Origin of the sequence: Lawsonibacter faecis, assembly GCF_014287675.1 — a bacterium.
Lineage (GTDB): Bacteria > Bacillota > Clostridia > Oscillospirales > Oscillospiraceae > Pseudoflavonifractor > Pseudoflavonifractor faecis.
Window position 1 is genome coordinate 113,559 of sequence record NZ_JACOPQ010000009.1, and the last position, 24,654, is coordinate 138,212.

The window sequence follows — 24,654 nt, forward strand, 5'->3', positions numbered from 1 at the left end:
TGTAAATAATGGCTAACAATCTATCTCCCTTTGCCCACAGGTCCATTCTGGGCCGGGCGGTGAAGGACGCGTTTAAAAAGCTCTCCCCCAGGGACCAGCTCAAAAACCCCGTCATGTTCCTGGTCTATCTCTCCGCGCTTCTGACCACCGCGCTCTTTGCACTCTCCCTCTTCGGTGTCTCCGAAAATCTGGTGTCCAGCGGGTTCACCCTGGCCATCGCGGTTATTCTGTGGCTGACCAGCCTCTTCTCCAATTTTGCCGAGGCCATTGCCGAGGGCCGGGGCAAGGCCCAGGCCGATTCCCTGCGCTCCTCCAGGCGGGACGTGACCGCCCACAAGCTCAGCGATCCCGCCCGGCGCGAGGCCGTTGCCGACGTGCCCGGCGCGGCGCTGAGGCGGGGCGACTTCTTCCTGGTCTCCGCCGGGGAGCAGATCCCCGCCGACGGCGAGGTGGTGGAGGGCGCGGCCAGCGTGGACGAGTCCGCCGTCACCGGTGAGTCCGCCCCCGTTATCCGGGAGGCGGGGGGCGACCGCTCCGCCGTTACCGGCGGCACCACTGTGCTCTCCGACTGCCTGGTGGTCCGGGTGACCCAGGAGGCCGGGCAGAGCTTTCTCGACAAGATGATCGCCATGGTGGAGGGCGCCAACCGCAAGAAGACCCCCAACGAGATCGCCCTCCAGATTCTGCTGGTGGCCCTCAGCATCATCTTCGTACTGGTCACCGCCTCGCTCTACGCCTACTCCCTGTTCTCCGCCAATCAGGCCGGCATCAGAAACCCCACCTCGGTGGTCTCGCTGGTGGCCCTGCTCATCTGCCTGGCCCCCACCACCATCGGCGCGCTCCTCTCCGCCATCGGCATCGCCGGCATGAGCCGCCTGAACCAGGCCAACGTGCTGGCCATGAGCGGCCGGGCCATTGAGGCCGCAGGTGACACCGACGTTCTCCTTCTGGACAAGACGGGCACCATCACCCTCGGTAACCGCCAGGCCGCCGCCTTCCTGCCCGTGGACGGCTGCACCGAGGAGGCCCTGGCCGACGCGGCCCAGCTCTCCTCCCTCCCGGACGAGACCCCCGAGGGCCGCTCCATCGTGGTGCTGGCCAAGGAAAAATTCGGCATCCGGGGCCGGGAGCTTACTGACCGGCACATGACCTTCCTCCCCTTTACCGCCCAGACCCGCATGTCCGGCGTGGACTTCAACGGTACGGAGATCCGCAAGGGCGCGGCGGACGCGGTGCGGGCCTATGTGGAGGCCGCCGGGAATCCCTACAGCCGACAGTGCGCCGCCCTGGTGGATGAGGTGGCCCGCCAGGGGGGCACCCCCCTGGTGGTTGCCAGGGACCACAAAATTCTGGGCGTCATCCACCTTAAGGATATCGTGAAGGACGGCGTGAAGGAGCGCTTCGCCGACCTGCGCACCATGGGCATCCGCACCATCATGATCACCGGCGACAACCCGGTCACCGCCGCCGCCATCGCCGCCGAGGCAGGGGTGGACGATTTCCTGGCCGAGGCCACTCCCGAGGCAAAGCTGGAGATGATCCGCAAATACCAGGCCGAGGGCCACCTGGTCGCCATGACCGGCGACGGCACCAACGACGCCCCCGCCCTGGCCCAGGCCGACGTGGCCGTAGCCATGAACTCGGGCACCCAGGCGGCCAAGGAGGCGGGCAATATGGTGGACCTGGACTCCTCGCCCACCAAGCTCATTGAGATCGTCCGCATCGGCAAGCAGCTTCTGATGACCCGGGGCAGCCTGACCACCTTCTCCATCGCCAACGACATCGCCAAATACTTCGCCATCATCCCCGCCCTCTTCATGGGCCTCTATCCCGGCCTGGGTGTGCTGAACATCATGGGGCTGCACAGCCCCCAGAGCGCCATCCTCTCCGCCCTCATCTACAACGCACTCATCATCGTGGCCCTCATTCCCCTGGCCCTGAAGGGGGTCAAATACCGGGAGGTCCCGGCGGGCAGACTGCTGCGCCACAATCTTCTGGTCTATGGTCTGGGCGGCATTGCGGTGCCCTTCCTCGCCATCAAGCTCATCGACCTCATCGTCGCGCCCATTCTGGCGCTTGTGTAAGGGAGGCAGTATTCCATGAAAAAAACGCTTCTGCACGCCGGCGGTATGCTGGTGCTCATGATGGTCCTGTGCGGCTTTGCCTATACGCTGCTCATCACCGGCGTGGGGCAGCTTCTGTTCCCCCGCCAGGCCAACGGCAGCGTCATTGAGGTGGACGGCAGGACCTATGGCTCCGAGCTTCTGGGCCAGGAGTTCACCGGCCCGGAGTACCTCTGGGGCCGCATTATGAATATTGACGTCGACTCCTTTACCGACGGGAACGGCGAACGTGTCATGTACGCCTGGCCCTCCAACCTCAGTCCGGCCAGCCCGGAGTACGGGGCCCTGGTGGCTGAGCGCGTGGCCGCCCTCCGGGCCGCCAATCCCGCCATGGGCGGCGCGCCCATTCCCGTGGATCTGGTCACCTGCTCCGGCAGCGGACTGGATCCGGACATCTCCCCCGCCGCAGCGGAGTATCAGGCGGCCCGGATCGCCGCCGCCAGGGGGATCACCGAGACCGAGGTGCGCGCCGCCATTGACGCGGCCACCTCCGGCCGCCTGCTGGGCGTCTTCGGCGAACCCCGGGTCAACGTGCTCAAGGTCAACCTGATTCTGGACGGCATTCTGGAGGGATAAGCATGCTCTACCCCTTTCAGTTGGTCTCCGAGACCCTTCTCCCCCTGCCGCCGGTCCCCCCGCCGCCCTCGGCCGCCGCGGGCTTTCTGGCTCTGGCGCGGACCCTCAGCGGCCTCTTCGACGAGACGCCCGCCGTCCTGTACCTCCCCGGCGCCTCTTCGCTGACACTGCTCTACCGGGATGTGTCCTACCACTGGCGGGACGTCTTCGACAGCGCCGGCCCCCTGGCGGCGGGACTGAAAGCTCCCCCGCGGTTCTTCGGCACCACCCCCGCCAGGGAGACCGCCGAGCTGACCGTCCGCCCCGGTCCCCCCGGGCAGGCGGCAGTCCGCCTCCGGTCCGTCTCCGGGCGGCCCTTCGACCGTCTCCAGGGCCTGGGCGTCCGCCTGGAGACGGGGGATGCGTCCACCGCCGCCCTGCTGGCGGAAGTGGCCGCCGCCCTCCCTTGCCGCGCCCCCTGCGGCGTGTTTTCCCGCAGGTTTGAAGGCCTCCTGCACGGCTGCGGCCTGCTGGCCCCCACGGATGGCAGCCTCTTCGCGTACCTGACCTGGGAGCCCGTCCCCCAGGAGCAGCTCCTCCTGGCGCTCACCTGTGCCCACAAGGCCGCGCTGTGGCGGGCCTTCCTGCAGGACGGCCTCCAGCTCCTGGAATTTGACTGGCTTTGGACGCACTACTACACGGGAGAGGCCATCTTCCTGCTGGAGTGGGAGCTGGCCCTGGGGGAGGTGTTGGAGGATTTGGGCTACCGCGTGGACCGGGGCCCCGCCAGCTTTCGGGTGCTGGACGAGAAGGGCCGGGACCGGCGCTTCGACTTCGCCAGAGGCGCCCCGGCGGAAAAGCTCTTTCTCAAGCTGCTGTTCCCCCTGGACGGCAGGTAGGACCGCCGCCCCCGCCGGTGCGGCGGGACGGAAAAACAGCCCGGCCGCTCCAGAGCAGAGCGGCCGGGCTGCTGCGATGCCTGTTCTCCCATCAAAGCTGAAGAAATTTCTGCGTATCCCGGTTGCAGCCCAGGATAAAGAGGGTCTCGTCCGCCCGGAAGCAGTGGTTGGGCCCCGGCATGGGCTCCAGCGTGCCGGCGCGTTTGATTGCCAGAATATTGATCCGGTACCGCTGCCGGACGGCCAGCTCCACCACCGTCTTCCCTATCCACGCCCCCGGCACGGAGGTCTCGTAGATGGCGTACTCGTCGGTCAGCTCCACATAGTCGAAAATATGGTCCCCGCTGTACCGCACCGCCGCCCAGGAGGCCATCTGCTTCTCCGGGTAGATCACGTCGTCCGCCCCGTTGCGCAGCAGGAACTTGGCGTGCACATCCCGGGTGGCCCTGGAGAGGACAAAGGGCGCGCCCTGCTCCTTCAGAAGCGCGGTGGTCTCCAGTGAGCTCTGGAAGTCGTCCCCGATGGCCACCACGCACAAATCAAAATTCCGCACCCCCAGGGAGGCGATAAATTGCTCGTTGGTGCTGTCGCCAATCTGGGCGTTGGTCACGTAGGGCAGCGCGTCGTTGATCCGCCGCTCATCCCTGTCCACCGCCAGCACCTCGTGGTGCAGGTCCCGGAGCTTCTGGGCCATGTGCCGCCCGAACCGTCCCAGACCTATTAAAAGTACCGATTTCATATTCACTCATCCTTTCCCATCACCCGACGGTGACGCGCTCCCGGGGCAGCTGGGCGATGCCGGGCGCGGCGCCGGAGGCGACGGCGTAGATCATGGTGAGGCCGCCCACGCGGCCGAAGTACATCAGGAAAATGAGGATCAGGCGCGAGGCGGCGGACAGCTCCGCCGTAATTCCCAGGGACAGCCCCACCGTACCGATGGCCGACGCCGACTCGAAGAGCGCCGAAAGAATGGGCACGCCGTCCAGACCGCTGATGAGCATCCCCCCGGTGAGGAACAGGAGGATATAGAGCAGGAAAATGGCGGAGGCGCTGCGCAGGGCCTCGTCCGGTACCCGGCGGCCAAAGCAGCAGGCGCTGTCCCGGCGGCGGAAAATGGCTCCCACCCCCAGCAGCATCACCGCCAGGGTGGTGGTCTTGAAGCCGCCCGCCGTGGAGCCCGGCGAGCCGCCCGCCAGCATCAGCGCGATGGTGAAGAGCTGCCCCGGCTGGCTCAGGTCCTTCAAATCCACGGTATTGAAGCCCGCCGTGCGGGGGGTGACCGCCTGAAACATGGCCGCCAGCCCCCGCTCCCCGGCGCTCAGCCCCCGCCACTGGGGCTGCCGGAACTCGTACAGCCAGAAGAAGAGAAACGCCCCCAGGAGCAGGGCCAGAGTGGTGGATAAAATCAGCTTGCTCTGCAGCCGGTAGCGCCGCAGATGGACGCCGTGCTGCCTAACGTCGTGCCAGGTCAGAAAGCCCACGCCCCCCAGTACAATCAGCAGCGCCACCGTGCCGCTGACCAGCGGGTCGCCCACATAGCCCGTGAGGGAGGCGCAGGGCGCCGCCGCCGTCCCCATCAGGTCGAAGCCCGCGTTGCACACGGCGGAGACCGAGTGGAACACCGCGTACCACAGCCCCTTCCCAAGCCCGAAGCGGGGACAAAGGCGCAGTGCCAGCAGCATCGCGCCGACCGTCTCGATGAGGAGGGCGGTCTTCAGGATAAACCGGGTCTGTCGCACAATCCCGCCCACCTGGGGCGCCGAGATGGACTCCTGCATGATCCAGCGCTGCTTCAGGCCGATTTTCTTGCCCGCCAGCATGGATACCGCCACCGCCACCGTCACCACGCCCATGCCCCCCACCTGGATTAGCGCCAGGATGACCCCCTGTCCGAAGGGGGTCCAGTAGAGGGCCGTGTCGTGGACCACCAGTCCTGTCACACAGGTGGCGGAGGCGGCGGTGAAGAGGGCGTCCAGCGGGGCGGCCCCGCCCCACTCGCTGGTGGACCAGGGGAGCATCAGCAGCGCCGCCCCGGTGAGAATCATCAGAAAAAATCCCAGGATGATGATCTGCGCCGGCGTGACGCGCTCATTTTTCCAGAAAGGCACGGCTCTCCCCCACAATCTCCGCTCTGCATTTCCCTGCGATTCTGCAAAGCCAAAAGTCCTCACGATATCCGGCGCCTCCGCCTGTTTCGCCCACAGGGCGGGCGGCGGGCGCACGGAAAACAGGTATCGCATCCGTACAGCGGCTATTATATCATCGGACGGGTGAGGATTCCGTTAAGAGAATGGACCCGGTGTTAACGCCGCATAAAGAACAGTGCCTTTTATGCCGGAAATTCCGCCCCGCCGCCCGCCGGGTCTTAACGCAATCTTAACACCGCCGAAAAAATGTCAATACCGCACTGACGGCGCCTGTGCTATACTATGGGGTATCAAAAAGCGGGAGGTGTGCCCAGTGGAGGAGGAACGGCCGGACTCCGACCGGCTGCTGCGGAGCATCCGGCAGGCGGAGAGCCGCCCTGCCGGGAAATTGAAAATATTCTTCGGGTACGCCGCCGGGGTGGGCAAGACCTACGCCATGCTGGAGGCGGCCCACCGGGCTCTGGCCGCCGGGACCGACGTGGTCTGCGGGTATATCGAGCCTCACACCCGGCCCGAGACCCTGGCCCTGCTGGACGGACTGGAGCAGCTCCCTCCCAGGCGCGTCCCCTATAAGGGCATGGAACTGCGTGAGTTCGATCTGGACGCCGCCCTGGTCCGCCGCCCCCAGCTCATACTGGTGGATGAGCTGGCCCACACCAACGCTGAGGGCAGCCGCCACGTGAAGCGCTACCAGGACGTGCAGGAGCTGCTGCGCTCGGGGATCAGCGTCTATACCACCGTCAACGTTCAGCACCTGGAGAGTCTCAACGACGTGGTGGCCTCCATCACCGGCGTCACGGTGTCGGAGCGCATCCCCGACCATGTCTTCGACTCCGCCGACCAGGTGGAGGTGGTGGACCTGGAGCCCGCGGACCTGCTGGAGCGGCTGCGCTTGGGGAAGATCTACCGGGCCCGGCAGGCCGCCCAGGCCATGGACCACTTTTTTACCGGGAAGAATCTGGCCGCCCTGCGGGAGATCGCCCTGCGCCGCACGGCGGACCGGCTGGAGCGCGCCCCGGGCGCCGGGGACGGCCCCCGGCCCAAGGCCGGGGAGCACATTCTCATCTGCCTGTCCGCCTCGCCCTCCAACGCCAAGGTGATCCGCACTGCCGCCCGCATGGCGGAGGCCTTTCACGGGGCCTTCACCGCCCTCTTCGTGGAGACGCCGGGCTTTCCCGCCCTCCGGGAGGAGGACCGCCGGCGGCTGCGTGCCAACCTCCGCCTTGCGGAGGAACTGGGCGCCCGCATCGCCACCGCGTATGGGGATGACCCCGCCGTCCAGATTGCGGAGTACGCCAAGGTCAGCGGCATCTCCAAAATCGTCCTGGGGCGCAGCCCCCAGAAGAAGGGCCTGCTTCCCGCCCCCAAGGCCCTGATCGACCGCCTGGGCGCGCTGGCCCCGGAGCTGGATATCTACATCATCCCCGACCAGCCCCGGCAGGGCGGCGGCCCCAGGCCGCTCCGGCCCGTCCGGGAGCGCTTCTCCTGGCCGGATCTGCTGCGGATGCTGGGCATTCTGGCCCTCTGCACCGCCGTGGGCTACCTCTTCATGTGGCTGGGCTTCACCACCGCAAACGTGATTATGATCTATATTCTGGGCGTACTGGGGGTCTCCATGGTCACCTCGGGCCGCAGCTACAGCCTGGCGGCCTCCCTCCTGTCGGTTTTAATCTTCAATTTCTTCTTCACCTTCCCATACTTTACCCTGATGAGCGACCCCAGCTACATCGCCACCTTCGGCGTCATGTTCCTGGTTGCCCTGCTCAGCAGCTCCCTGACCACCCGAATCAAGCGCCAGGCCATCCAGAGCGCCAACAAGGCCTACCGCACCGAGGTCCTGCTGGAGACCAGCCGGAAGCTGCAGAAGGCCGAGGGCCTCCGGGCCATCCTGGCCGTCACTGCCGCCCAGCTGGGCAAGCTGCTGGAACGGGATCTTCTCCTCTACCCTGTCGGTGAGGACGGCGCGCTCCAGTCCCCCCTCGCCTTTCCCGCCGCCCCGGGGGACGACATGTCCGCCTGCCTCGTCCCCCAGGAGCGGGCGGTGGCAGAGTGGGTCCTCGCCAACAACAAGCACGCCGGCGCCACCACCAACACCCTGCCCAGCGCCCGGTGCCTCTATATGGCCGTGCGGGGCACCAGCCGGGTCCTGGCCGTGGCGGCCATCTCCCTGGAGGACGGGCAGCGGCCCCCCGACGCCTTTGAGAAGACCCTGATGGTCGCCATTCTGGACGAGTGCGGCCTGGCCCTGGAGAAGGAGACCATGGCCCGGGCCAAGCAGAAGGTGGAGGAGGCCGCCCGGCAGGAGGCCCTGCGGGCCAATCTGCTGCGGGCCATCTCCCACGATCTGCGCACCCCCCTCACCAGCATCTCCGGCAACGCCGGCATCCTGCTGGAGAGCGGCGGCGCGCTGGACGCGGAGAAGCGCGGCAGTCTCTACCGCTCCATCTATGACGACGCCATGTGGCTTATCGACCTTGTGGAAAACCTGCTCTCCATCACCCGCATTGAGAACGGCGCGGTGGGGCTGAGCCTCCAGCCGGAGCTGCTGGAGGAGGTCTTCAACGAGGCCCTCTCCCATCTGGACCGCCACGCCGCCGACCACCGGATTTCCCTCTCACTGGAGGACGATTTGCTCATGGCGGACATGGACGCCCGGCTCATCGTCCAGGTGGTCATCAACATCGTCAACAACGCCGTCAAATATACGCCCTCCGGCTCCCGCATCAGCCTCTCCGCCGCCCGGCACGGGGACTTCGTCCATGTGGAGATCGCCGACGACGGCCCCGGCATCCCGGACGAGGCAAAGGCGAAGCTCTTCGACATGTTCTATACCGCGGACAATCTCCGCGGGGACGGCAGGCGCGGGCTGGGCCTGGGGCTCTCCCTGTGCAAATCCATCATCACGGCCCACGGAGGCGTCATCTCCGTGGAGGACAATCGGCCGCGGGGGTCCATTTTCCGCTTCACCCTGCGCGCCTCGGAGGTAATGCCCTATGAATAAACCGCAGATTCTGGTTGTGGAGGACGACGCGGCCATCGGCAACCTGATCGCCACCACCCTGGAGACCCAGAACTACCAGTTCCACCGGGCCAACACCGGCGCGGGGGCCGTGATGGACGCCCTCTCCTACCGCCCGGATGTGATGCTGCTGGATTTGGGCCTGCCGGATATGGACGGCGTGGATATCATCAAAAAGGTCCGGGCCTGGAGCAATCTGCCCATCATCGTGGTCTCAGCCCGGAGTGAGGACAGCGACAAGGTAGCCGCTCTGGACGCCGGAGCGGACGACTATCTGACCAAGCCCTTCTCCGTGGACGAGCTGCTGGCCCGCCTGCGGGTGGCCCTGCGCCGGGTGCGGTACGACAGCCGGAAGACCAGCGGGGAGTGCAGCGTCTACGAAAACGGCGGCCTGCGCGTGGACTACGCCGCGGGCTGCGCCTACCGGGACGGCGAGGAGATCCACCTGACCCCCATCGAGTACAAGCTCCTCTGCCTGCTGGCCAAGAACACGGGCAAGGTGCTCACCCACAACTATATTCTCAACGAGATCTGGGGCAGTCCCGCCTCCTCCGACACCCCCTCCCTGCGGGTCTTCATGGCGACGCTCCGCAAGAAGCTGGAACCGGACACGGCCCGCCCCCAGTATATCCAGACCCACATTGGGGTGGGTTACCGGATGCTCCGCCAGAAGCAGGCGGACGATCTGGAAACCGAAAAGAGCGGCGGATCGTCTTTTTAAAGCCGATCCGCCGCTCTTTTCGGATATTGCCCCTACCATTGCGCCGCATCGTCTGATATAATATCTCAAATAGAGAGTTTGCTGCCTTGGGAGGCGTTTTGCATGGGTTTGGGCGTAAAGAGGGGTGTTTGCGCGGTTATTCTGTCGTTTTTACTGGTTCTGAGCGGATGCGGCAGCAAAAATGAGGTATTTAACTACGAGGGGCAGCGCGAGCCTGCCCAAACGCTCTCCTTTTTCGGCAACAAGTACGAGAGTGAAAACGTCACGGTGATTGAGGAGATTCTGACCGCCTTTATGTTGGAGCACCCCGACACCCGCATATCTTACGAGAGCCTCAAGGGCGCCGCCTACTACGAGGCGCTGGAGAAGCGGATGGCCTCCGGCCAGATTGACGACGTATTTATGGTCAACCACGACACGGCGCTGTCCTTCTCCCAGGCGGGACGACTGGCGGATTTGTCCGGCCTGGAGGCCATCGGTAGCTTCTCCGACCTGATGCTGAGCCAGATGACTGAGCCGGACGGGAGCATCTGCTGGGTGCCCACCACCATCTCGGCCTTCGGCCTCTACTGCAATTTGGATCTGCTCAAGGCCCACGGGCGGGAGGTCCCCGCAAATCTGGCGGAGTGGCGGGAGACCTGCGACTACTTCGTCGCCCGGGGCATTACGCCCATCATTGCCAACAACGACATTTCCCTCAAGACCCTGTCCATCGCCAAGGGCTTTTACGCCCTCTACCGGGACGGCGCCCAGCAGGAGGCCTTCGAGCGCATCAACCGCGGCGAGGAGGCCCTCAGCGGCTACCTGTCCTCCGGCTTTGCCCTGGCGGAGGAGTTTTGCACACTGGGCTACATCGATGGGGAAAAGGCCCTCGCCACACAAAAGACCTCTGACGACTTGGCCCAGTTCGCCCTGGGGGAGTCCCCCTTTATGCTGACCGGGGCCTGGGCGGCGGACAGAGTGGCCGCGCTGGAGCCGGACTTCGCCTTTGAGGTGACGCCCTACCCCGTGCTGGAGGACGGCGCTGTGCTGGTGGTGAACCCCGACACCCGGCTGAGCGTGAGCGCGGACAGCCCCCACGCCGGGGCGGCGCTGGAGTTTGTCGCCTGCTTCCTGCAGGAGGACCACATCCGTAAATTTGCCGACAACCAGTGCTCCTTCAGCCCCCTGGCGGACGCCGCCGCCCCCGCCTGCCGGGAAATTTTGCCTCTGGCGGAGAGCTACCGGACCGAGACGGCGGTCATCGGCGCGGACAGCCTGCTGGACTTCCCCGTCTGGGATCTGACGGCGGAGGCCTCCCGGCGCATCCTGGCCGGGGAGGAGCTGGACGCGGTGATGGGCTGGCTGGACGAACAGGTTAGGGAGGCGGTCGGATGAAACGGAACAAATACGGTCTCGTCCTGGCGGCCGCGGCGCTTGCAGTGCTGGTCTGCCTGGGCTCCTGGCGCTTCATCAGCGACGTCAGCACCCAGCTCTGGCAGAACTCGGTCAGCACCATCACCGAGAGCACCCAGCAGGGGGCAAACGCCCTGCGGATGCAGCTGCGGGGCGATTTTGAAATTCTGCGCCGTATCGGCGGGCGTATCGGCACCGTCTCCACAGCCCAGGTGGGGCAGATGGAGGACACGCTGCAGCTCTACGGCACCATTGAGCCCAGCATGTCGGTGTACCCGGCCTCCGGCGGGGTACTCAGCGGCATGGCGGAGCACGATCAGTGCGTCGCTGAGGCGCTGCGTGCGTCCCCCGGCGGGGAGGGCCTGCTGGCCCCGCATATCAGCAGCGTGACGGGGAAAAACGTCTTCAACAGCTATGTGAAGGCATCCTTTGCCGACGGCGTGGACTGCTACGTGGTGAAGGAGTACGGCGTGGATGAGACAGCCGACCAGTTCACCCTCTCCTTCTACAACAACACCGGCTTTTCCTATCTGGTGGACGCGGCCGGGGAGATACTCGTCCGCTCGTCCCATGTGAACAGCAACAAGACCCTTCAAAACCTCTTCGAGATGCTCCCCCTGGCGGAGAACGACCCGGCGGTGTTGGAGCAGTTCCGGCAGTCCCTCCGGGACTCCAGAACCGGCTGGGCCCGCTTCCAGTACAGCGGGGAGCCCACCGTCTTCTGCTACACGCCGCTGATGGCGGAGTCGGACTGGTATCTGGTCTCCATCGTGCCGGAATCGGTTATCACCGCCCAGACCCGGCACATTCTGCTTCAGGCCCTGCTGCTGCTGGGCACGGTCCTGCTCGGAATTGGGATGATTCTGACCGTTTACCTCCGAAGCGTCCGCAAAAACCGCAGGAAGCTGGAAAATCAGGCCGCCTTCATCACCCATCTCTATAACTCCGTCCCCGAGGGTATTGCGCTCATCACCGTGGAGGAGCCCTACCGCATTGTGCAGCTCAACCGTGAGGGCCTCCGGCTGCTGGGCAGCCCCGGAGCCGACGAGACAGGCGCGCCGCAGATCCCGGAGGGCATCTCCCTGGACCCCGCGGAGCGGGAGGATGCCTGGGCGCAGTTTCGTGCCGCCGCGGCCGACGGCGGCAAGCACTCCATCGTCAACAGGGTCCTCCGGGCGGACGGGAGCTGCTTCTGGGTCTCCGGCATTGTGGAGCGCATTACCGACATGGACGGCGCGCCCATCCTCATCGCCACCTTCCAGGACGTCACTCTGGAAAAGCTGGCCGAGGAGGAGCGGGAGCGGGAAAAGCTGATGGAGCGCCGCTCCCTCATCAGCGCCATCTCCAGCGCCTATCCCATGATTATGAGCCTGAACCTCACCCAGGACGAGCTGAACATCCTCTACTCCTCCCCGGCCACACGCATGGACCGGCTGGACGTACATACCTGCACGGACGCTTTCCGCTCCTATGAGGCGGTGCTCCACCCGGACGCCCTGCCGGAGTACCAGGAGCGCTTTTCGCCCCAGCGGATGCTGCAGAGGCTCCGGACCGAGCCCGGTGAGATCTTCCTGGAAGCCCGGGCGCGGCTCAGCGACGGCGCGTATCACTGGGTCTCGGTACAGATTCTCTCGGTGGAAAACCCCTTTTCGGAGGACTGCACCGCCATTCTCCTGGCCCGGTGCGTGGATGAGCAGAAGCACGACGAGGCTCAGCGCCGCCAGGCGCTCCAGACCGCCCTGGACGCGGCCAACGCCGCCAGCCAGGCCAAGGGGCAGTTTCTCTCCAATATGTCCCACGATATCCGCACCCCCCTCAACGCCATTCTCGGCATGACCGCCATTGCCGAAAACCACCTGACCGAACCGAAGCGGCTGGCGGACTGCCTGCGGAAAATCGAGCTCTCCGGCACCCATCTGCTCAGCCTCGTCAACGACGTGCTGGATATGTCCAAAATCGAGAGCGGCAAACTCTCTCTGAGCGAGGAGCCTCTCCGGCTCTCCGCGCTTTTTGCCGACGTTGTGGAGCTTGTCGCGCCTCAGGCCAGGGACGGCGGACTGACGCTGGAGACGGCTCCGGTCCTTCTGAAGGACGAGCGCGTGATGGGCGACCCGCTGCGCATCCGGCAGGTTCTGCTCAACGTCATCAGCAACGCGGTCAAGTATACGCCCCAGGGCGGCACGGTCCGCCTGGAACTCACGCAGGCGCAGTCCCTCCGCGAGGGGTACGGCAGCTACCGCTTCCGCTGCGCCGACACGGGCATCGGCATGGAGCCGGAATTTCTGGATAAGCTCTTCCTCCCCTTCGAGCGCAGCCAGAGCTCCACCGCCAGCAAAATCACCGGCACCGGGCTGGGGATGGCGATTACCAAGAACATCCTGGACATGATGGGCGGGACCATACGGGTGGAGAGCGCGCCGGGGGTCGGCTCCACTTTTACCGTCACGCTGCCGCTCAGGCTCCAGCCCCCCGCAGCCGCACAGGAGAGCGCGGCCCCCGCCGCGGCAGCGGCGACCCGGCCGGACGAGACGCCGGACCTGCATGGGAAGCGGCTCCTGTTGGTGGAGGACAACGCCCTCAACCTGGAGATCGCCCGGGAGCTGATCGGCCTGACAGGCATTGAAATCGACGAGGCCCGGGACGGCGCGGAGGGCGTCCGCACAGTGGCGGACGCCCCTCCGGGGCACTACGATCTGGTGCTGATGGACGTGCAGATGCCCGTCATGGACGGCTACGAGGCCACCCGGCAGATCCGCCGGCTGGACCGGCCCGGCGTCCTGACTCTCCCCATCATCGCCATGACCGCCAACGCCTTCTCCGAGGATATCGAAGCCGCGCGGCGCTCCGGGATGAACGGACACATCTCAAAACCCATCGACCTGGGCGTGGTCCACAGGGTCCTCCGCCGGTGGCTGCTCGGCGAGACGTAATTTACACGGAAGGGGCGCGGCTCAGGGGAGCCGCGCCCCTTCCGCTTCGAGTCCATGCGGTCTTACGAAATACGGTTGACGGGCTTCACCGCCTTCTGCTATACTGGTTTCAATGAGGAGCCAAGCGGCTTCCGGCGGCCCAGAAGGGCCGGAGTGCAGTCCATTTCCCGGTTAGCCGCGCAGCAAAGGCTGCGCATCATACCTGAAGGTGTGCCGTATGGGGTACGCCTTCTTTTTTTATGACATGCAGGAGGGACGATCTTATGGACGGAAAACGGATTTTACTGCTGGGAGCCTACAGCATGGAGGTCGTGGAGTGCGGCGGGGTGCTGTGCAAAAACGCCAGGGCCGGCGGCGTCTCCCACGCCGCCATTCTATTTGCCGGAGAGCAGATGCGCCGGGACTTGAGCCGTTGCGCGGATATTCTGGGCGTGAGCCTGGAGTTTCTGGACATGGATGCCGGGACGGTCCTCCCCACCCGGGAGGAAAAGCTCAGGCTGGTTGAAACCATTCGCCGGTTCCGCCCGGACATCATACTCACCCAGGACCCCGACCACTGTGCGGGCGACCTGGACCCGGGCCGCAGGCCGGTGATGTCCCTGGTGCTGGAGGCCGTGGCCCTCGCAGGCCGCCCCTACGCCCTGGACGAGCTGTCCGGCCTGGAGCCCTGCCCCTGCCCCGCCATCTACTACATCACCCCCGACCACCCCAACTGCCTGGTGGACATCCAAGACGTCTGGGTTGAGAAATGCGCCGCCATGGATGCGCTGGAGACCCAGCTCATCCACTTCGGCGGCCCCTGCTCTCCGGAGGAGGAGGCCCTCCGTGCCCGGCTGGTGCCGGGCTGGGCGGAGCTGTCCACACCTCTGGAGCGGGGCCGGGCCTGGAAGCGGGCCATGGATCTGGCCTACTACCTGTACCCCGGCGCCACCGGCCACCACCGCACCACCCTGGCGGAGCAGTACCGCCGGGAGGGCTGCTTCGAGCTGGACCGGCTCCCGGTATGACCAAACACAACTTAGGAGGATTTTTATGAAGCAAAGGCTCTCCTGCCTCCTGCTGGCCGGGCTGCTGGGCCTCTCTCTGTCCGCCTGCGCCCCCCAGGGGAACGCTGACCCCGGCCAATCCCAGTCCGCCGGGGCCGACGGCCCGGAAACGCTGACCATCGCCGTCACCAAGGACGAGAACACCCTGGCCCCCTTCACCTACGTCAGCTCCACCGGCCTGACGGTGAACCGCCTTGTCTACGACACCCTTTTCACCACCGACACGGACAACAACGTCATCCCCTGGATGGTATCTGACGACTACCAGGTGGACGCCGACTCCAGGGTCTACACGTTCTCGCTGCTGCCGGGCCAGAAATTTCACGACGGCACACCCCTTACCGCCGAGGACGTGGCCTTCTCCTTCCGGTACTGCGCCGGCCAAAATGTGGCCCAGCTGCGCAAGATTGCCAATCAGATCGAGGACATTGAAATTTTGGAGGGGGATACCCTCCGTTTCACCCTGAAGGAGTCCAACATCAATTTTCTGCGGGACGGCCTGTGCACCATGCGCATCATCTCCAAGGCGATTTATGAAAACGAGCCCGACGGCACGCTCGTAACCGAATCCGTCGGCAGCGGCATGTACCGGCTGGCGGAGTACAAGCCCGGCCAGTACTACCGCCTGGAGGCGGTGGGAGACTACTTCAGGGGCGCGCCCCGGGTGCGTGTCCTCCAGATGCCCATCATTGAGGACCCCAGCGCCGTCCAGCAGAGCCTGCTCTCCGGCGAGCTGGCCGCCGCCACCTCCACGGTGGGCACGGAGGTGCTTGACGCCTTCCGGAGCAAGCCGGGCATGACGGTCTTTGCCAGCGCGGGGTACTCCCCCGTGATGATGAACATCAACTGCGGCCGCGCGCCCATGGACCAATCCGCTTTCCGGGAGGCCTTGGCCTGCGCCGTCGACGTGAGCGGCATCATGCACACCCTGTACGGAGATTACTGCAGCGTGGGCACGCGGGGGCTGGTGCGCAGCGACCTGCCCTACGCGGCGGAGGGGCTCGACTACACATACGACCCCGGCCGGGCGGACACGCTCCTGGACACCCTGGGGTATACGGAGAAGAACGCGGTTGGCGTCCGCCTGGACGAAAGCGGCGCGCCCCTCTCCTTCGAAATCCTGGTCTACGCCAACAACCCCCTGCGCCTGCGCATGGCGGAGCTCATCTCCCAGCAGCTGCGGCAGGTGGGGCTGGATCTCCGGGTCAAGGCCATGGAGATGGACACGGTGGACGCCTACGTCTGGCCCGACTTCGAGGTCTCCAAGGGCCGGGACTACGACTTTGCCATGTGGGGCTGGGGGAGCAGCATCTCCCCGGATTACCTGGTGAACCTCTGCGCCGGCGACTATGAGTCCGGGGGCGACAACGTATGCGGCTACCGCAGCGACGCCTTCGACGCGGTGGTGGACGGCGCCCTCCGGGAGGTGCGGAATATGGACCAGATGGAGGACGTCCTCCGTCAGCTCCAGGAGATCGTAGCGGAGGACCCGCCCCTCATCAACCTGGGCTACCCCGACAGCCTCCAGGTCTGCAATACCGCCCTCTACGGCGGCTGGAAGAGCATGAAGGGCGGCAACGTGGTCAATGTCTTTTCATTTTTGCCCGAGTGACGGGCGTTAAACGCGGCGCGCCGCCATTCGGAGCCGCGCACAGGGGAAGAAGCTCCGTCCTGCGGCCTTAAAGCCCCTGAGCAGGAGATTCATCATTCGTCTGAGGGCTGGCGGCGACCAGACCGGGCATCGCAGGCACCGCCCGGACCAAGTTCCCAATCGACACAGCCCACACAGCTTACCATCTTGACAGAGGGGGTGCGGACATATTGAAAAAGCGGGCGCTGCACTACCTCATCCTGGTCGCTCTCGTCGTCGTGGTCAACTTTTTCATCCCCCGCCTGCTCCCCGGCTCCCCCATCGGCACCCTGGTGGGGGAGAACGCCCAGGACATGACCGCCGCGGAGAAGATGGGCGTGCTGGACGCCTACCACCTGAACGACCCGCTCCCCCTCCAGTTCGCCTACTACCTCCGGGACCTCTTCACGCTCAACTGGGGAGTGTCCTTCTCCAGGCGGCTGCCCATCACCCAGCTCATCTCCTCGGCGGCGGGGTGGACGCTCCTCTTCACCTGCGTCAGCCTGGTGCTCTACACCCTCATCGGCACCCTGCTGGGCGCCCTCTCCGCCCTGCGGCGGCGCAGGGGGCGGGACCTCCCTCTGGTGCTGGGGACCACCCTGGCCGGGTCCATCCCGCCGTTCTGGATCGCTCTGCTCCTGCTGGCTGTGTTCGGCGCCCAGCTGGGGTGGCTGCCCACCTACGGCGCATACTCCATGTGGCAGGATTACCACGGCCTGGCGCGGGCGCTGGACGTATGCCGCCACCTGGCCCTCCCGGTGCTGGCGATGGTCGTCACCTCGGTGCTGCGGTACTTCACCACCGCCCGCTACTCCGTGCTGAGCACAATGTGCGCCGACTACGTGCGCATGGCCCGGCTGCGGGGGGTGCCCCAGGGCCGGGTCACGCTCTTTTATGTGCTGCGCAACGCCCTCATCCCGGTATTCACCATGGTGATGATGGATGTGGGGTACCTCCTCAGCGGGTCGGTGCTCATCGAGGCGGTCTTCTCCTACCCCGGCCTTGGCACCCTGATGGCAAACGCCGTCTCCGCCCGGGACTATCCGCTGATCCAGTACTCCTTCCTCCTCTCCTCCCTGCTGACCATTGCCGCCCTCTTCCTGGCGGATCTGCTCTACAGGCGGGTGGACCCGGCAATGGAGGTGGACCATGCGTAACAAGCTGGTGGGCGGCATCGGGGCCGGGCTGCTGCTGCTCGTTGTCCTCACCGCTGTTTTCGCCCCCGTCCTCGCCCCGTTTGACCCCTCGGCGGTCTCCGCAGCCCCCCTGCTGCCGCCGGGCGGCGGGCACCTCTTGGGCACCAACGATATCGGTCAGGACATTTTCAGCGAGCTGCTCCACGGAGCCCGCTCCTCCCTGCTGGTGGGCGGGCTGTCCGCCGCCATCTCCCTGACGCTGGCCCTGGCGGTGGGGATGCTCTCGGGCTGGTTCGCCGGGACCTGGCTGGACCGGCTGCTCATGAAGCTCACCGCCTTCTTCCTCACCCTCCCCTTCATCCCCGCCGTCATCGTCCTGGCCGCCTTCTCCGGCGCGGGCACGGCGGGCATGGCGGTCATTCTGGGCGTCCTCTCCTGGCCGGAGACGGCGCGGGTCCTGCGGGCACAGACGATCCAGATCCGTGCGCGGGACTATCTCCAGTCCATCCGGGCCATGGGGGCGGGGGACTGGTATATCCTCACCCGCCACGTCCTGCGGGAGCTGCTGCCCCTGGTGCTGTATCAGGCCGTTCTCCGGGTGAAGTCGGGCATCCTCATGGAGTCCTCCATGAGCTTTCTCGGCCTGGGAACCCCCCTGGTGAAGAGCTGGGGTTCCATGATATTCTACGCCCAGTCCCGCAACGCCCTCATCACCGGCGCGTGGGTCTGGTGGGTCATCCCGCCGGGGCTGTGCATCTGCCTGGTGTGCCTGGCCCTGATGATGATAAGCTACTCACTGGAGGGCGGAGGAGAGGAGGGGTCGGCATGACGGACGCACCGCTGCTGGAGGTCCGGAACCTGTCCGTGGAGTACCGGTGCGGCGGCAGACCGGTGGACCGCCTGAGCTTCTCCCTCTTCCCCTCGGAGATACTGTGCCTGCGGGGCCGGTCCGGCGCGGGCAAGAGCACGGTGGTCAACGCCATCATGGGTCTGCTGCCCGCCCTGGGCGCCCGGGCCTGGGGGCAGATTTTCTACCGGGACACCGATCTGCTCTCCTGCTCCCCGCGGGAGCTGAGCGCCGTCCGCTGGAGCGAGATCGCCCTCGTGCCCCAGTCCTCCATGAACTCCTTCAATCCGGTCTACACCCTCCGCCGCACCCTGCGGGAGATGCTGCGGCTCCGGGACCGGCGCATCTCCGACGCCGCGTGCCGCCTCCGGGAGGAGGAGCTGGCGGATCTGGTGCACCTGGACCGCCGCCTTCTGGACCAGTATCCCCACGAGCTCAGCGGCGGCATGAAGCAGCGCGCCGCCATCGCCCTGGCGGTGATCTACCACCCCCGGCTCCTCATCCTGGACGAGGCCACCACCGGGCTGGATATCAAAATTCAGGCCGATGTGCTGGGGACCATCCTCCAGCTCAAGCGGCGGGAGGACATGACCATCCTCTTCATCAGCCACGACCGGGAGCTGGGCGACCAATTCTGTGACAGAAGGGTGGAATTACCATAGACTGCCTCGCCGCCTCCCATCTGAGCAAGCGCTTCCCCGTCCGGGACGGGCGGAGCGGCTCCTTCGTCCAGGCCGTGGATGATATTTCCCTCTCCCTGGCCCCCGGCGAGTCACTGGGCGTCATCGGCACCAGCGGCTGCGGCAAGACCACTCTGGTCCGTCTGCTCCTGGGCCTTCTGAGGCCGGACAGCGGTACGGTGACGCGGCAGGGGCGCTCCGGGTTCGTGGGGCAGGACCCCTACGCCGGGCTGTGCCCTGCCATGCCGGTGGGGCGCATCGTGGCCGAGCCGCTTCTATTCTCAGGGCTTGCGCGGCGGCTCCGGGACTGTGCGCCCCAGGTGGAGGAGGCGCTCGCCCTGGTCCGGCTGGACCCCGGGACTTACGCTCCGCGCCTCCCCTCCCAGCTCAGCGGCGGCGAGCGCCAGCGGGTGGCTCTGGCCCGGGCGCTCATCTGCTCCCCTGGGCTGCTGGTCCTCGACGAGCCCACCTCCATGCTGGATCAGGAGGTCAAGGACAGCGTCGCCGACCTCATCCGGGATGCCTCCGCCCGGCGGGGCGCGGCCTTTCTCATGGTGACCCATGACATTCTGCTGGCCGGGCGCATCTGCGGCCGCATCTGCGTCATGGACCACGGGAGGATCATTGAGGAAGGCCCCGCGGAACAAATTATGACCGCCCCCAGGCAGCCTCTCACCCGGGACCTCATCCGGATCGGCTCGGATGTGAAGTCCTACTGGGCGGAGCGCTACGGCATTTGAGACGAATCGTGCTGTGGGGAGTCTCCCGCCCGGCATGTTTGGACCCTGCCATCCGGCGGCCGGGCCGCAAGGCAAGTCAAATCTCAGAAAAAGAGCCCGCAAGCGCTGCTTGCGGGCTTTTTTTCTGCCTATAAACGCCCTCCCTGCGGAAAACGGCCTTTTATGCGTTTTAAGTCCGCCGCTGGCTCAGCACAAACGACGCACCCGCAGGGCCGAAGCACAAATCGCCCCACCCCCGCAGGGCGCGGCATCCTTGCTCAGACGCGCTCACACCACTTTGGTGGTCCACTCGGTCAAGTCCCACACACCGCTGACGATTCCCTGGTAAAACTCCGGCTCGTGGCTGACCAGCAGCACGGTACCCTTGAAGGCGGCGATGGCCCGGGCCAGCTCCTCCTTGGCGTCCACGTCCAGATGGCTGGTGGGCTCGTCCAGCACCAGAAGGTTGATTTCCCTGTGCATCAGCTTGGCGAGGCGGACCTTGGCGTTTTCGCCGCCGGAGAGCACCCGCATCTGGGTGCCGATATGCTCGGCAGTGAGGCCGCACTTGGCCAGGGCGGCCCGGACCTCCCCGTTGGTGTAGCCGGGGTACTCGGCCCAGAACTCCTCCAGGGCCGTCCGGGCGGAGGCGGACTCCTCCTGCTCAAAGTATCCCGGCTCCACAAATTGGTCCAGCTCCACCTGGCCGGCAATGGGCGGAATAACGCCCAGCAGGGTCTTTAAAAGAGTGGACTTGCCCAGCCCGTTGACACCCTTTACGGCGATCTTTTGGTTGCGCTCCAGAAGCAGGTCCATCGGCCGGGTGAGGGGCGCGTCGTACCCCAGCACCAGCCCTCTGGCCTCCATGACCACCCGGCCCGTGGTTCGGGCCGGGCGGAAGGAGAACTCGGACTTCAGCCGCTCCCTGGGCAGCTCGATGACGTCCATCCGGTCCAGCTTCTTCTGGCGGCTCCGGGCCATATTGGCGGTGGCCGCCCGGGCCTTGTTCCGGGCGACAAAGTCCTCCAGCCCGGCGATCTCCCTGCGCTGCTTCTCGTAGGCCTGCTCCAGCTGCCGCTTCTTGAGGGCGTGCATCTCCTCAAAATAGCGGTAATCGCCGCTGTAGCGGGTGAGGGTGGCGTTCTCCACATGGTAGATCACGTTGACCACATCGTTGAGGAAGAGGATGTCGTGGGAGACCAGGATAAAGGCGTTCTCGTAATTCTGCAAAAACTGCCCCAGCCAGCGGACATGGTTTTCATCCAGGAAGTTGGTGGGCTCGTCCAGAATCAGAATCATGGGGTTTTGCAGCAGCAGCTTGGTCAGCAGCACCTTGGCCCGCTGGCCGCCGGACAGGTCGTCCACGCTCCGGTCCAGCCCCACCTCGCCCAGGCCCAGGCCGTTGGCGTACTCCTCGATGCGGGCGTCGATGACGTAGAAGCCGGACTGCTCCAGAATCTCCTGCATCTCCCCCACGTCCTCCATGAGGCGGGTCATCTCCTCCTCACCGCAGTCGGCCATCTTGTCATAGTCGGCCAGAATCTCCTGCTCCAGGTCGAAGAGGTGGGCGAAGGCCCCGCGGAGAACCTCCCGGATGGTGGACCCGGCGGGGAGGGAGCTGTACTGATCCAGATAGCCGGTGGTGATGTGGTTGCACCAGGTCACCGTGCCCTCGTCGGGCTGGGTCTTTCCGGTGACGATGCTCAGGAAGGTGGACTTCCCCTCTCCGTTGGCGCCGACAAGCCCGACGTGCTCCCCCTTGAGGAGCCGGAAGGAGGCGTTTTCCAATATACAGCGCGACCCGAAGCCGTGGGTCACATTTTCTACGGTCAGTATGCTCATGGTATCCCCCAAACTCAAATGTGAGTATGAGTATACCACATTTCAGAAATAGGAATCAACAGCCAAACGCGTGTCAACCGGCTGACCTGCCATCCGCAAGACGGCAGACTGTGCGCCCTTCCCGCCCCCTTGCCGGGGAGCTATCGGCGGCGGCCGGCCGGATGCGCTCCCCCGCTCAGGTTGTATTTACTCTGTCCCCCGCCGCCCCCGACAAAAAACTATCCGTTTTTTTATGCATCCCTCCAAAATCTCCTTGGAATACAAGTCTGTGATTGACAAATTTATGATACGTGCTAAACTGTTTATATCTTAAATGGTTTTGTACTTAAACTTTTAAAGGAGGAGCGTTCCATGGCCTACGATTTCGACAAGCTGATTGACCGGCACGGCACGAACTGCGGCAAGTGGGAGTTCATGCCGGTACAGAATCCCAACGCCGGACTATCCACCCTCCCCTTCTGGGTGGCGGATATGGATTTTCCCTGCCCCGACGGAGTGATTGAGGCGCTGCACGAGCGGGTGGACCGCAGAATCTTCGGGTATAGCGCCAATTTCACCGGCGAGTTCTTCCGCAGCGTCTGCGGCTGGTTCCAGCACCGCTTCGGCTGGTATGTGGACTCGAAGGATGTGTTCTACTGCAACGGCATCGTCCCCGCCCTCAGCTATCTCATCCAGATCATGACCCACGAGGGGGACCAGGTTCTGGTTCAGCCCCCGGTCTACCGCCCCTTCTATAAAAAAATTGCCTGCAACCACCGCACGGCGGTGGACAACCGGCTGGTGGAGCGGGACGGAACGTTCGGGATCGACTTCGCGGACTTTGAGGAAAAGGTGAAGGACCCCAAGACCACCCTCTTCCTTCTCTGCTCTCCCCACAACCCCACCGGCCGGGTGTGGACCGAGGAGGAGCTGCGCAGGATGGGCGAGCTCTGCTTCCGCAACGGCGTGCGCATCGTGGCCGACGAGATTCACCACGATATCGTCGCCCCCGGCGTGAAGCACACCCCCATTGAGAAGCTCTTCCCCGACCACAAGGACGAGATCGTCACCTGCGCCTCGGTCTCCAAGACCTTCAACCTGGCTGGCATGGCCTACTCCAACATCATCATCCACGACCCCCATCTCCAGGCACTCTGGGCCAAGAGGGCCCAGGAGGACTGCGGCGTAATGTACCCCAACCCCATGTCCATCACCGCCATCCAGGCGGCCTACGCCACCGGCGAACCCTGGCTGGACCAGCTCAACGGCTACCTCCACGACAATTTGGTCTTCGCGCAGGGCTATCTGGCGGAGCATCTGCCCAAGGCCCGGATGACCGTCCCCGAGGGGACCTACTTCGCCTGGGTGGACGTGGGCCCTTACCTCCGTGGCGCGGCCCGCGCCGACCTGGACAGCTATCTGGTGAAGACCGCCGACATCCTCATCGAGAGCGGCGTGGAGGGCGCGCCCACCTTCGGCCCCGGCGGCGAAAACCGCCTGCGCATCAACACCGCCTGCCCCCGCTCCATGCTGGAGGAGGGTCTGCGCCGGATGTGCACGGCCCTGGACCGGGTATTCCCCGGCGACAAGCTGGTCGACTTTGACTACGCCACCCCCTGGGGAACCGGGAGTCTGTCCGACAACGGCGGCAGGCCCACCCTTCTGATTTTCCTGCGGTACTACGGCTGCACCATCTGCCAGTTGGATTTGGCCAACCTAAAGGCCCGGTACGGTGAGATTACCGCGGCGGGCGGCCGTGCGCTGGTGGTCCTCCAGAGCGACGGAGCGGGCATCACCGCCCAGATCGGCCCCGACCACTTCCCCTTTGAGCTCATCTGCGACCCGGACCAGGCCCTCTACCGCCGCTTCGGCGTCGCCCCCGCACTCTCCATGGAGAAGATGGCAAGCGCCGCTGTATTGAAGAAGATCGGTGCGGCCCGCGCCGCCGGGTTCACCCACGGGGCCTACGAGGGCAACGAGCTCCAGCTCCCCGCCGTGCTGATGCTGGACGCCGGGCTGACCGTGCGCAGGACCCACTACGGGGCCAATCCCGGCGACCTGCCCACTGTGGACGAGATGGCCGCCTGGCTGAGTGGAAAGGAGAGCAAGTAAGATGGAGATCAAACGCACAGTGAGCATCTATTTCAGCCCCACCGACGGCACCCGGAGGGTCGTGCGCGCCGTGTCACAGGGTCTGAACGCCCCCGACTCCCTGGAGCTGGACCGCACCTCCTTTGAGAGCCGCTGGACCGGCGCGCAGCTCCGGGAGGGGGATGTGGCCGTCATCGGCGTACCCGTCTACTACGGCCGGGTGCCCCGGATAATGGCCGAGTTCTTCCGCTATATCGAGGCCGGCGGCGTGCCCGCCGTCCTGGTGGCGGTCTACGGCAACCGGGCCTATGAGGACGCGCTTTTGGAGCTGAGGGACGAGAGCAGGAAGCACGGCTTCCTCCCCGTGGCAGCCGGAGCCTTTATCGGCCGCCACAGCTTCACCGACAAGCTGGGGAGCGGCCGGCCCGACGGGGACGACCTCTCCGCTGCCGGGGCCCTGGGCCGGGACGCCGCCGCCCTCCTGGTAGAGCGGGACGCCGCCGCGCTCACCCTGGACGTGCCCGGCAATTTCCCCTACACCCCCGCTGCCGATCTGCCCGTGGCCCCGTCCACGGACACCGGCAAGTGCGGCGGCTGTATGGCCTGTCAGAAAAGCTGCCCCGTCCAGGCCATCAACCCCCTGGACGTGTCCGAGACCGACGGCTGGCGCTGTCTGCTCTGCGCCAAATGCATCCAGTCCTGTCCCAACGGCGCCAGGTACATCGGCGTTCCCCCCCTGCTGGAGAAGATCGCCGTCATGGAGGCCATGTTCTCCGCCCCCAAGCAGCCCGAGGTTTTTCTTGCGCACTAGAGCCTGTCCTCCAATCGTCGAGACGCAGCCCATCGACTGAACGACAGACTCCAACCCCCTGAATCCGCAGAATGAAAGATTGGG

18 protein-coding genes are annotated in these 24,654 nt (G+C 65.5%); 15 read left to right on the forward strand and 3 right to left on the reverse strand.

Going from position 1 to position 24,654, the window contains the following annotated elements:
• The first annotated feature begins 8 nt into the window (after positions 1-8).
• The 3 genes from kdpB to H8S62_RS12275 are packed head-to-tail and all read left to right on the forward strand — an operon-like array spanning position 9 to position 3,577.
• Positions 9-2,084 carry a potassium-transporting ATPase subunit KdpB gene (kdpB, locus tag H8S62_RS12265; protein WP_186919582.1) on the forward strand — a complete coding sequence of 692 codons (2,076 nt, stop codon included), beginning with the start codon at positions 9-11 and terminating at the stop codon, positions 2,082-2,084.
• A 15-nt stretch (positions 2,085-2,099) separates the two neighbouring features.
• Positions 2,100-2,699, forward strand: coding sequence for a potassium-transporting ATPase subunit KdpC (gene kdpC / locus H8S62_RS12270; RefSeq protein ID WP_186919584.1), 600 nt, complete (start codon positions 2,100-2,102; stop codon positions 2,697-2,699).
• A gap of 2 nt (positions 2,700-2,701) precedes the next feature.
• Positions 2,702-3,577, forward strand: a complete 876-nt coding sequence (locus H8S62_RS12275) for a hypothetical protein (RefSeq protein WP_186919586.1) — start codon at positions 2,702-2,704, stop codon at positions 3,575-3,577.
• A gap of 91 nt (positions 3,578-3,668) precedes the next feature.
• Here H8S62_RS12275 and H8S62_RS12280 read toward each other — a convergent pair whose 3' ends face one another.
• Positions 3,669-4,316, reverse strand: a complete 648-nt coding sequence (locus H8S62_RS12280; protein WP_155148604.1) for a potassium channel family protein — start codon at positions 4,314-4,316, stop codon at positions 3,669-3,671.
• A gap of 19 nt (positions 4,317-4,335) precedes the next feature.
• Positions 4,336-5,622 (reverse strand): TrkH family potassium uptake protein, encoded by a 1,287-nt coding sequence (locus H8S62_RS12285; protein WP_155148805.1) that lies wholly within the window; start codon positions 5,620-5,622, stop codon positions 4,336-4,338.
• A 415-nt stretch (positions 5,623-6,037) separates the two neighbouring features.
• Here H8S62_RS12285 and H8S62_RS12290 point away from each other — a divergent pair, with 415 nt between their 5' ends.
• The 10 genes from H8S62_RS12290 (at position 6,038) to H8S62_RS12335 (ending at position 19,868) form a co-directional block, all read left to right on the forward strand.
• Positions 6,038-8,725, forward strand: coding sequence for an ATP-binding protein (locus tag H8S62_RS12290; RefSeq protein WP_186919588.1), 2,688 nt, complete (start codon positions 6,038-6,040; stop codon positions 8,723-8,725).
• On the forward strand, positions 8,718-9,464 hold the full coding sequence (locus H8S62_RS12295) for a response regulator (RefSeq protein ID WP_186919590.1): 747 nt from the start codon (positions 8,718-8,720) through the stop codon (positions 9,462-9,464). Before H8S62_RS12290 ends, H8S62_RS12295 begins: the two co-directional genes overlap by 8 nt.
• A gap of 102 nt (positions 9,465-9,566) precedes the next feature.
• Positions 9,567-10,841 carry an ABC transporter substrate-binding protein gene (locus H8S62_RS12300; protein WP_341481057.1) on the forward strand — a complete coding sequence of 425 codons (1,275 nt, stop codon included), beginning with the start codon at positions 9,567-9,569 and terminating at the stop codon, positions 10,839-10,841.
• Entirely contained in the window at positions 10,838-13,789 is a 2,952-nt protein-coding gene (locus H8S62_RS12305) for an ATP-binding protein (protein WP_186919591.1), read from the forward strand. The genes H8S62_RS12300 and H8S62_RS12305 overlap by 4 nt, the downstream gene beginning before the upstream one ends.
• A gap of 263 nt (positions 13,790-14,052) precedes the next feature.
• Positions 14,053-14,796 (forward strand): PIG-L deacetylase family protein, encoded by a 744-nt coding sequence (locus H8S62_RS12310; protein ID WP_243255641.1) that lies wholly within the window; start codon positions 14,053-14,055, stop codon positions 14,794-14,796.
• Positions 14,797-14,821: 25 nt separating this feature from the next.
• Positions 14,822-16,447: an ABC transporter substrate-binding protein gene (locus tag H8S62_RS12315; RefSeq protein WP_186919595.1), complete on the forward strand. Its 1,626-nt coding sequence runs from the start codon at positions 14,822-14,824 to the stop codon at positions 16,445-16,447.
• A gap of 209 nt (positions 16,448-16,656) precedes the next feature.
• Positions 16,657-17,622 (forward strand): ABC transporter permease, encoded by a 966-nt coding sequence (locus H8S62_RS12320; RefSeq protein WP_155148590.1) that lies wholly within the window; start codon positions 16,657-16,659, stop codon positions 17,620-17,622.
• Positions 17,615-18,430, forward strand: coding sequence for an ABC transporter permease (locus H8S62_RS12325; RefSeq protein WP_186919597.1), 816 nt, complete (start codon positions 17,615-17,617; stop codon positions 18,428-18,430). The genes H8S62_RS12320 and H8S62_RS12325 overlap by 8 nt, the downstream gene beginning before the upstream one ends.
• On the forward strand, positions 18,427-19,110 hold the full coding sequence (locus H8S62_RS12330; protein WP_186919598.1) for an ATP-binding cassette domain-containing protein: 684 nt from the start codon (positions 18,427-18,429) through the stop codon (positions 19,108-19,110). Before H8S62_RS12325 ends, H8S62_RS12330 begins: the two co-directional genes overlap by 4 nt.
• A 74-nt stretch (positions 19,111-19,184) precedes the next feature.
• Positions 19,185-19,868, forward strand: coding sequence for an ATP-binding cassette domain-containing protein (locus H8S62_RS12335; protein WP_341481058.1), 684 nt, complete (start codon positions 19,185-19,187; stop codon positions 19,866-19,868).
• Between the two features lie 267 nt (positions 19,869-20,135).
• Here H8S62_RS12335 and H8S62_RS12340 read toward each other — a convergent pair whose 3' ends face one another.
• Positions 20,136-21,689, reverse strand: a complete 1,554-nt coding sequence (locus H8S62_RS12340) for an ABC-F family ATP-binding cassette domain-containing protein (protein WP_186919600.1) — start codon at positions 21,687-21,689, stop codon at positions 20,136-20,138.
• A 351-nt stretch (positions 21,690-22,040) separates the two neighbouring features.
• On the opposite strand from H8S62_RS12340, the gene H8S62_RS12345 reads away from it, so the two are divergent.
• Together H8S62_RS12345 and H8S62_RS12350 are read left to right on the forward strand one after the other, a co-directional pair.
• On the forward strand, positions 22,041-23,780 hold the full coding sequence (locus H8S62_RS12345) for a PatB family C-S lyase (RefSeq protein WP_186919602.1): 1,740 nt from the start codon (positions 22,041-22,043) through the stop codon (positions 23,778-23,780).
• A gap of 1 nt (position 23,781) precedes the next feature.
• Positions 23,782-24,570, forward strand: coding sequence for a 4Fe-4S binding protein (locus H8S62_RS12350; protein ID WP_186919604.1), 789 nt, complete (start codon positions 23,782-23,784; stop codon positions 24,568-24,570).
• Positions 24,571-24,654 lie beyond the last annotated feature (84 nt).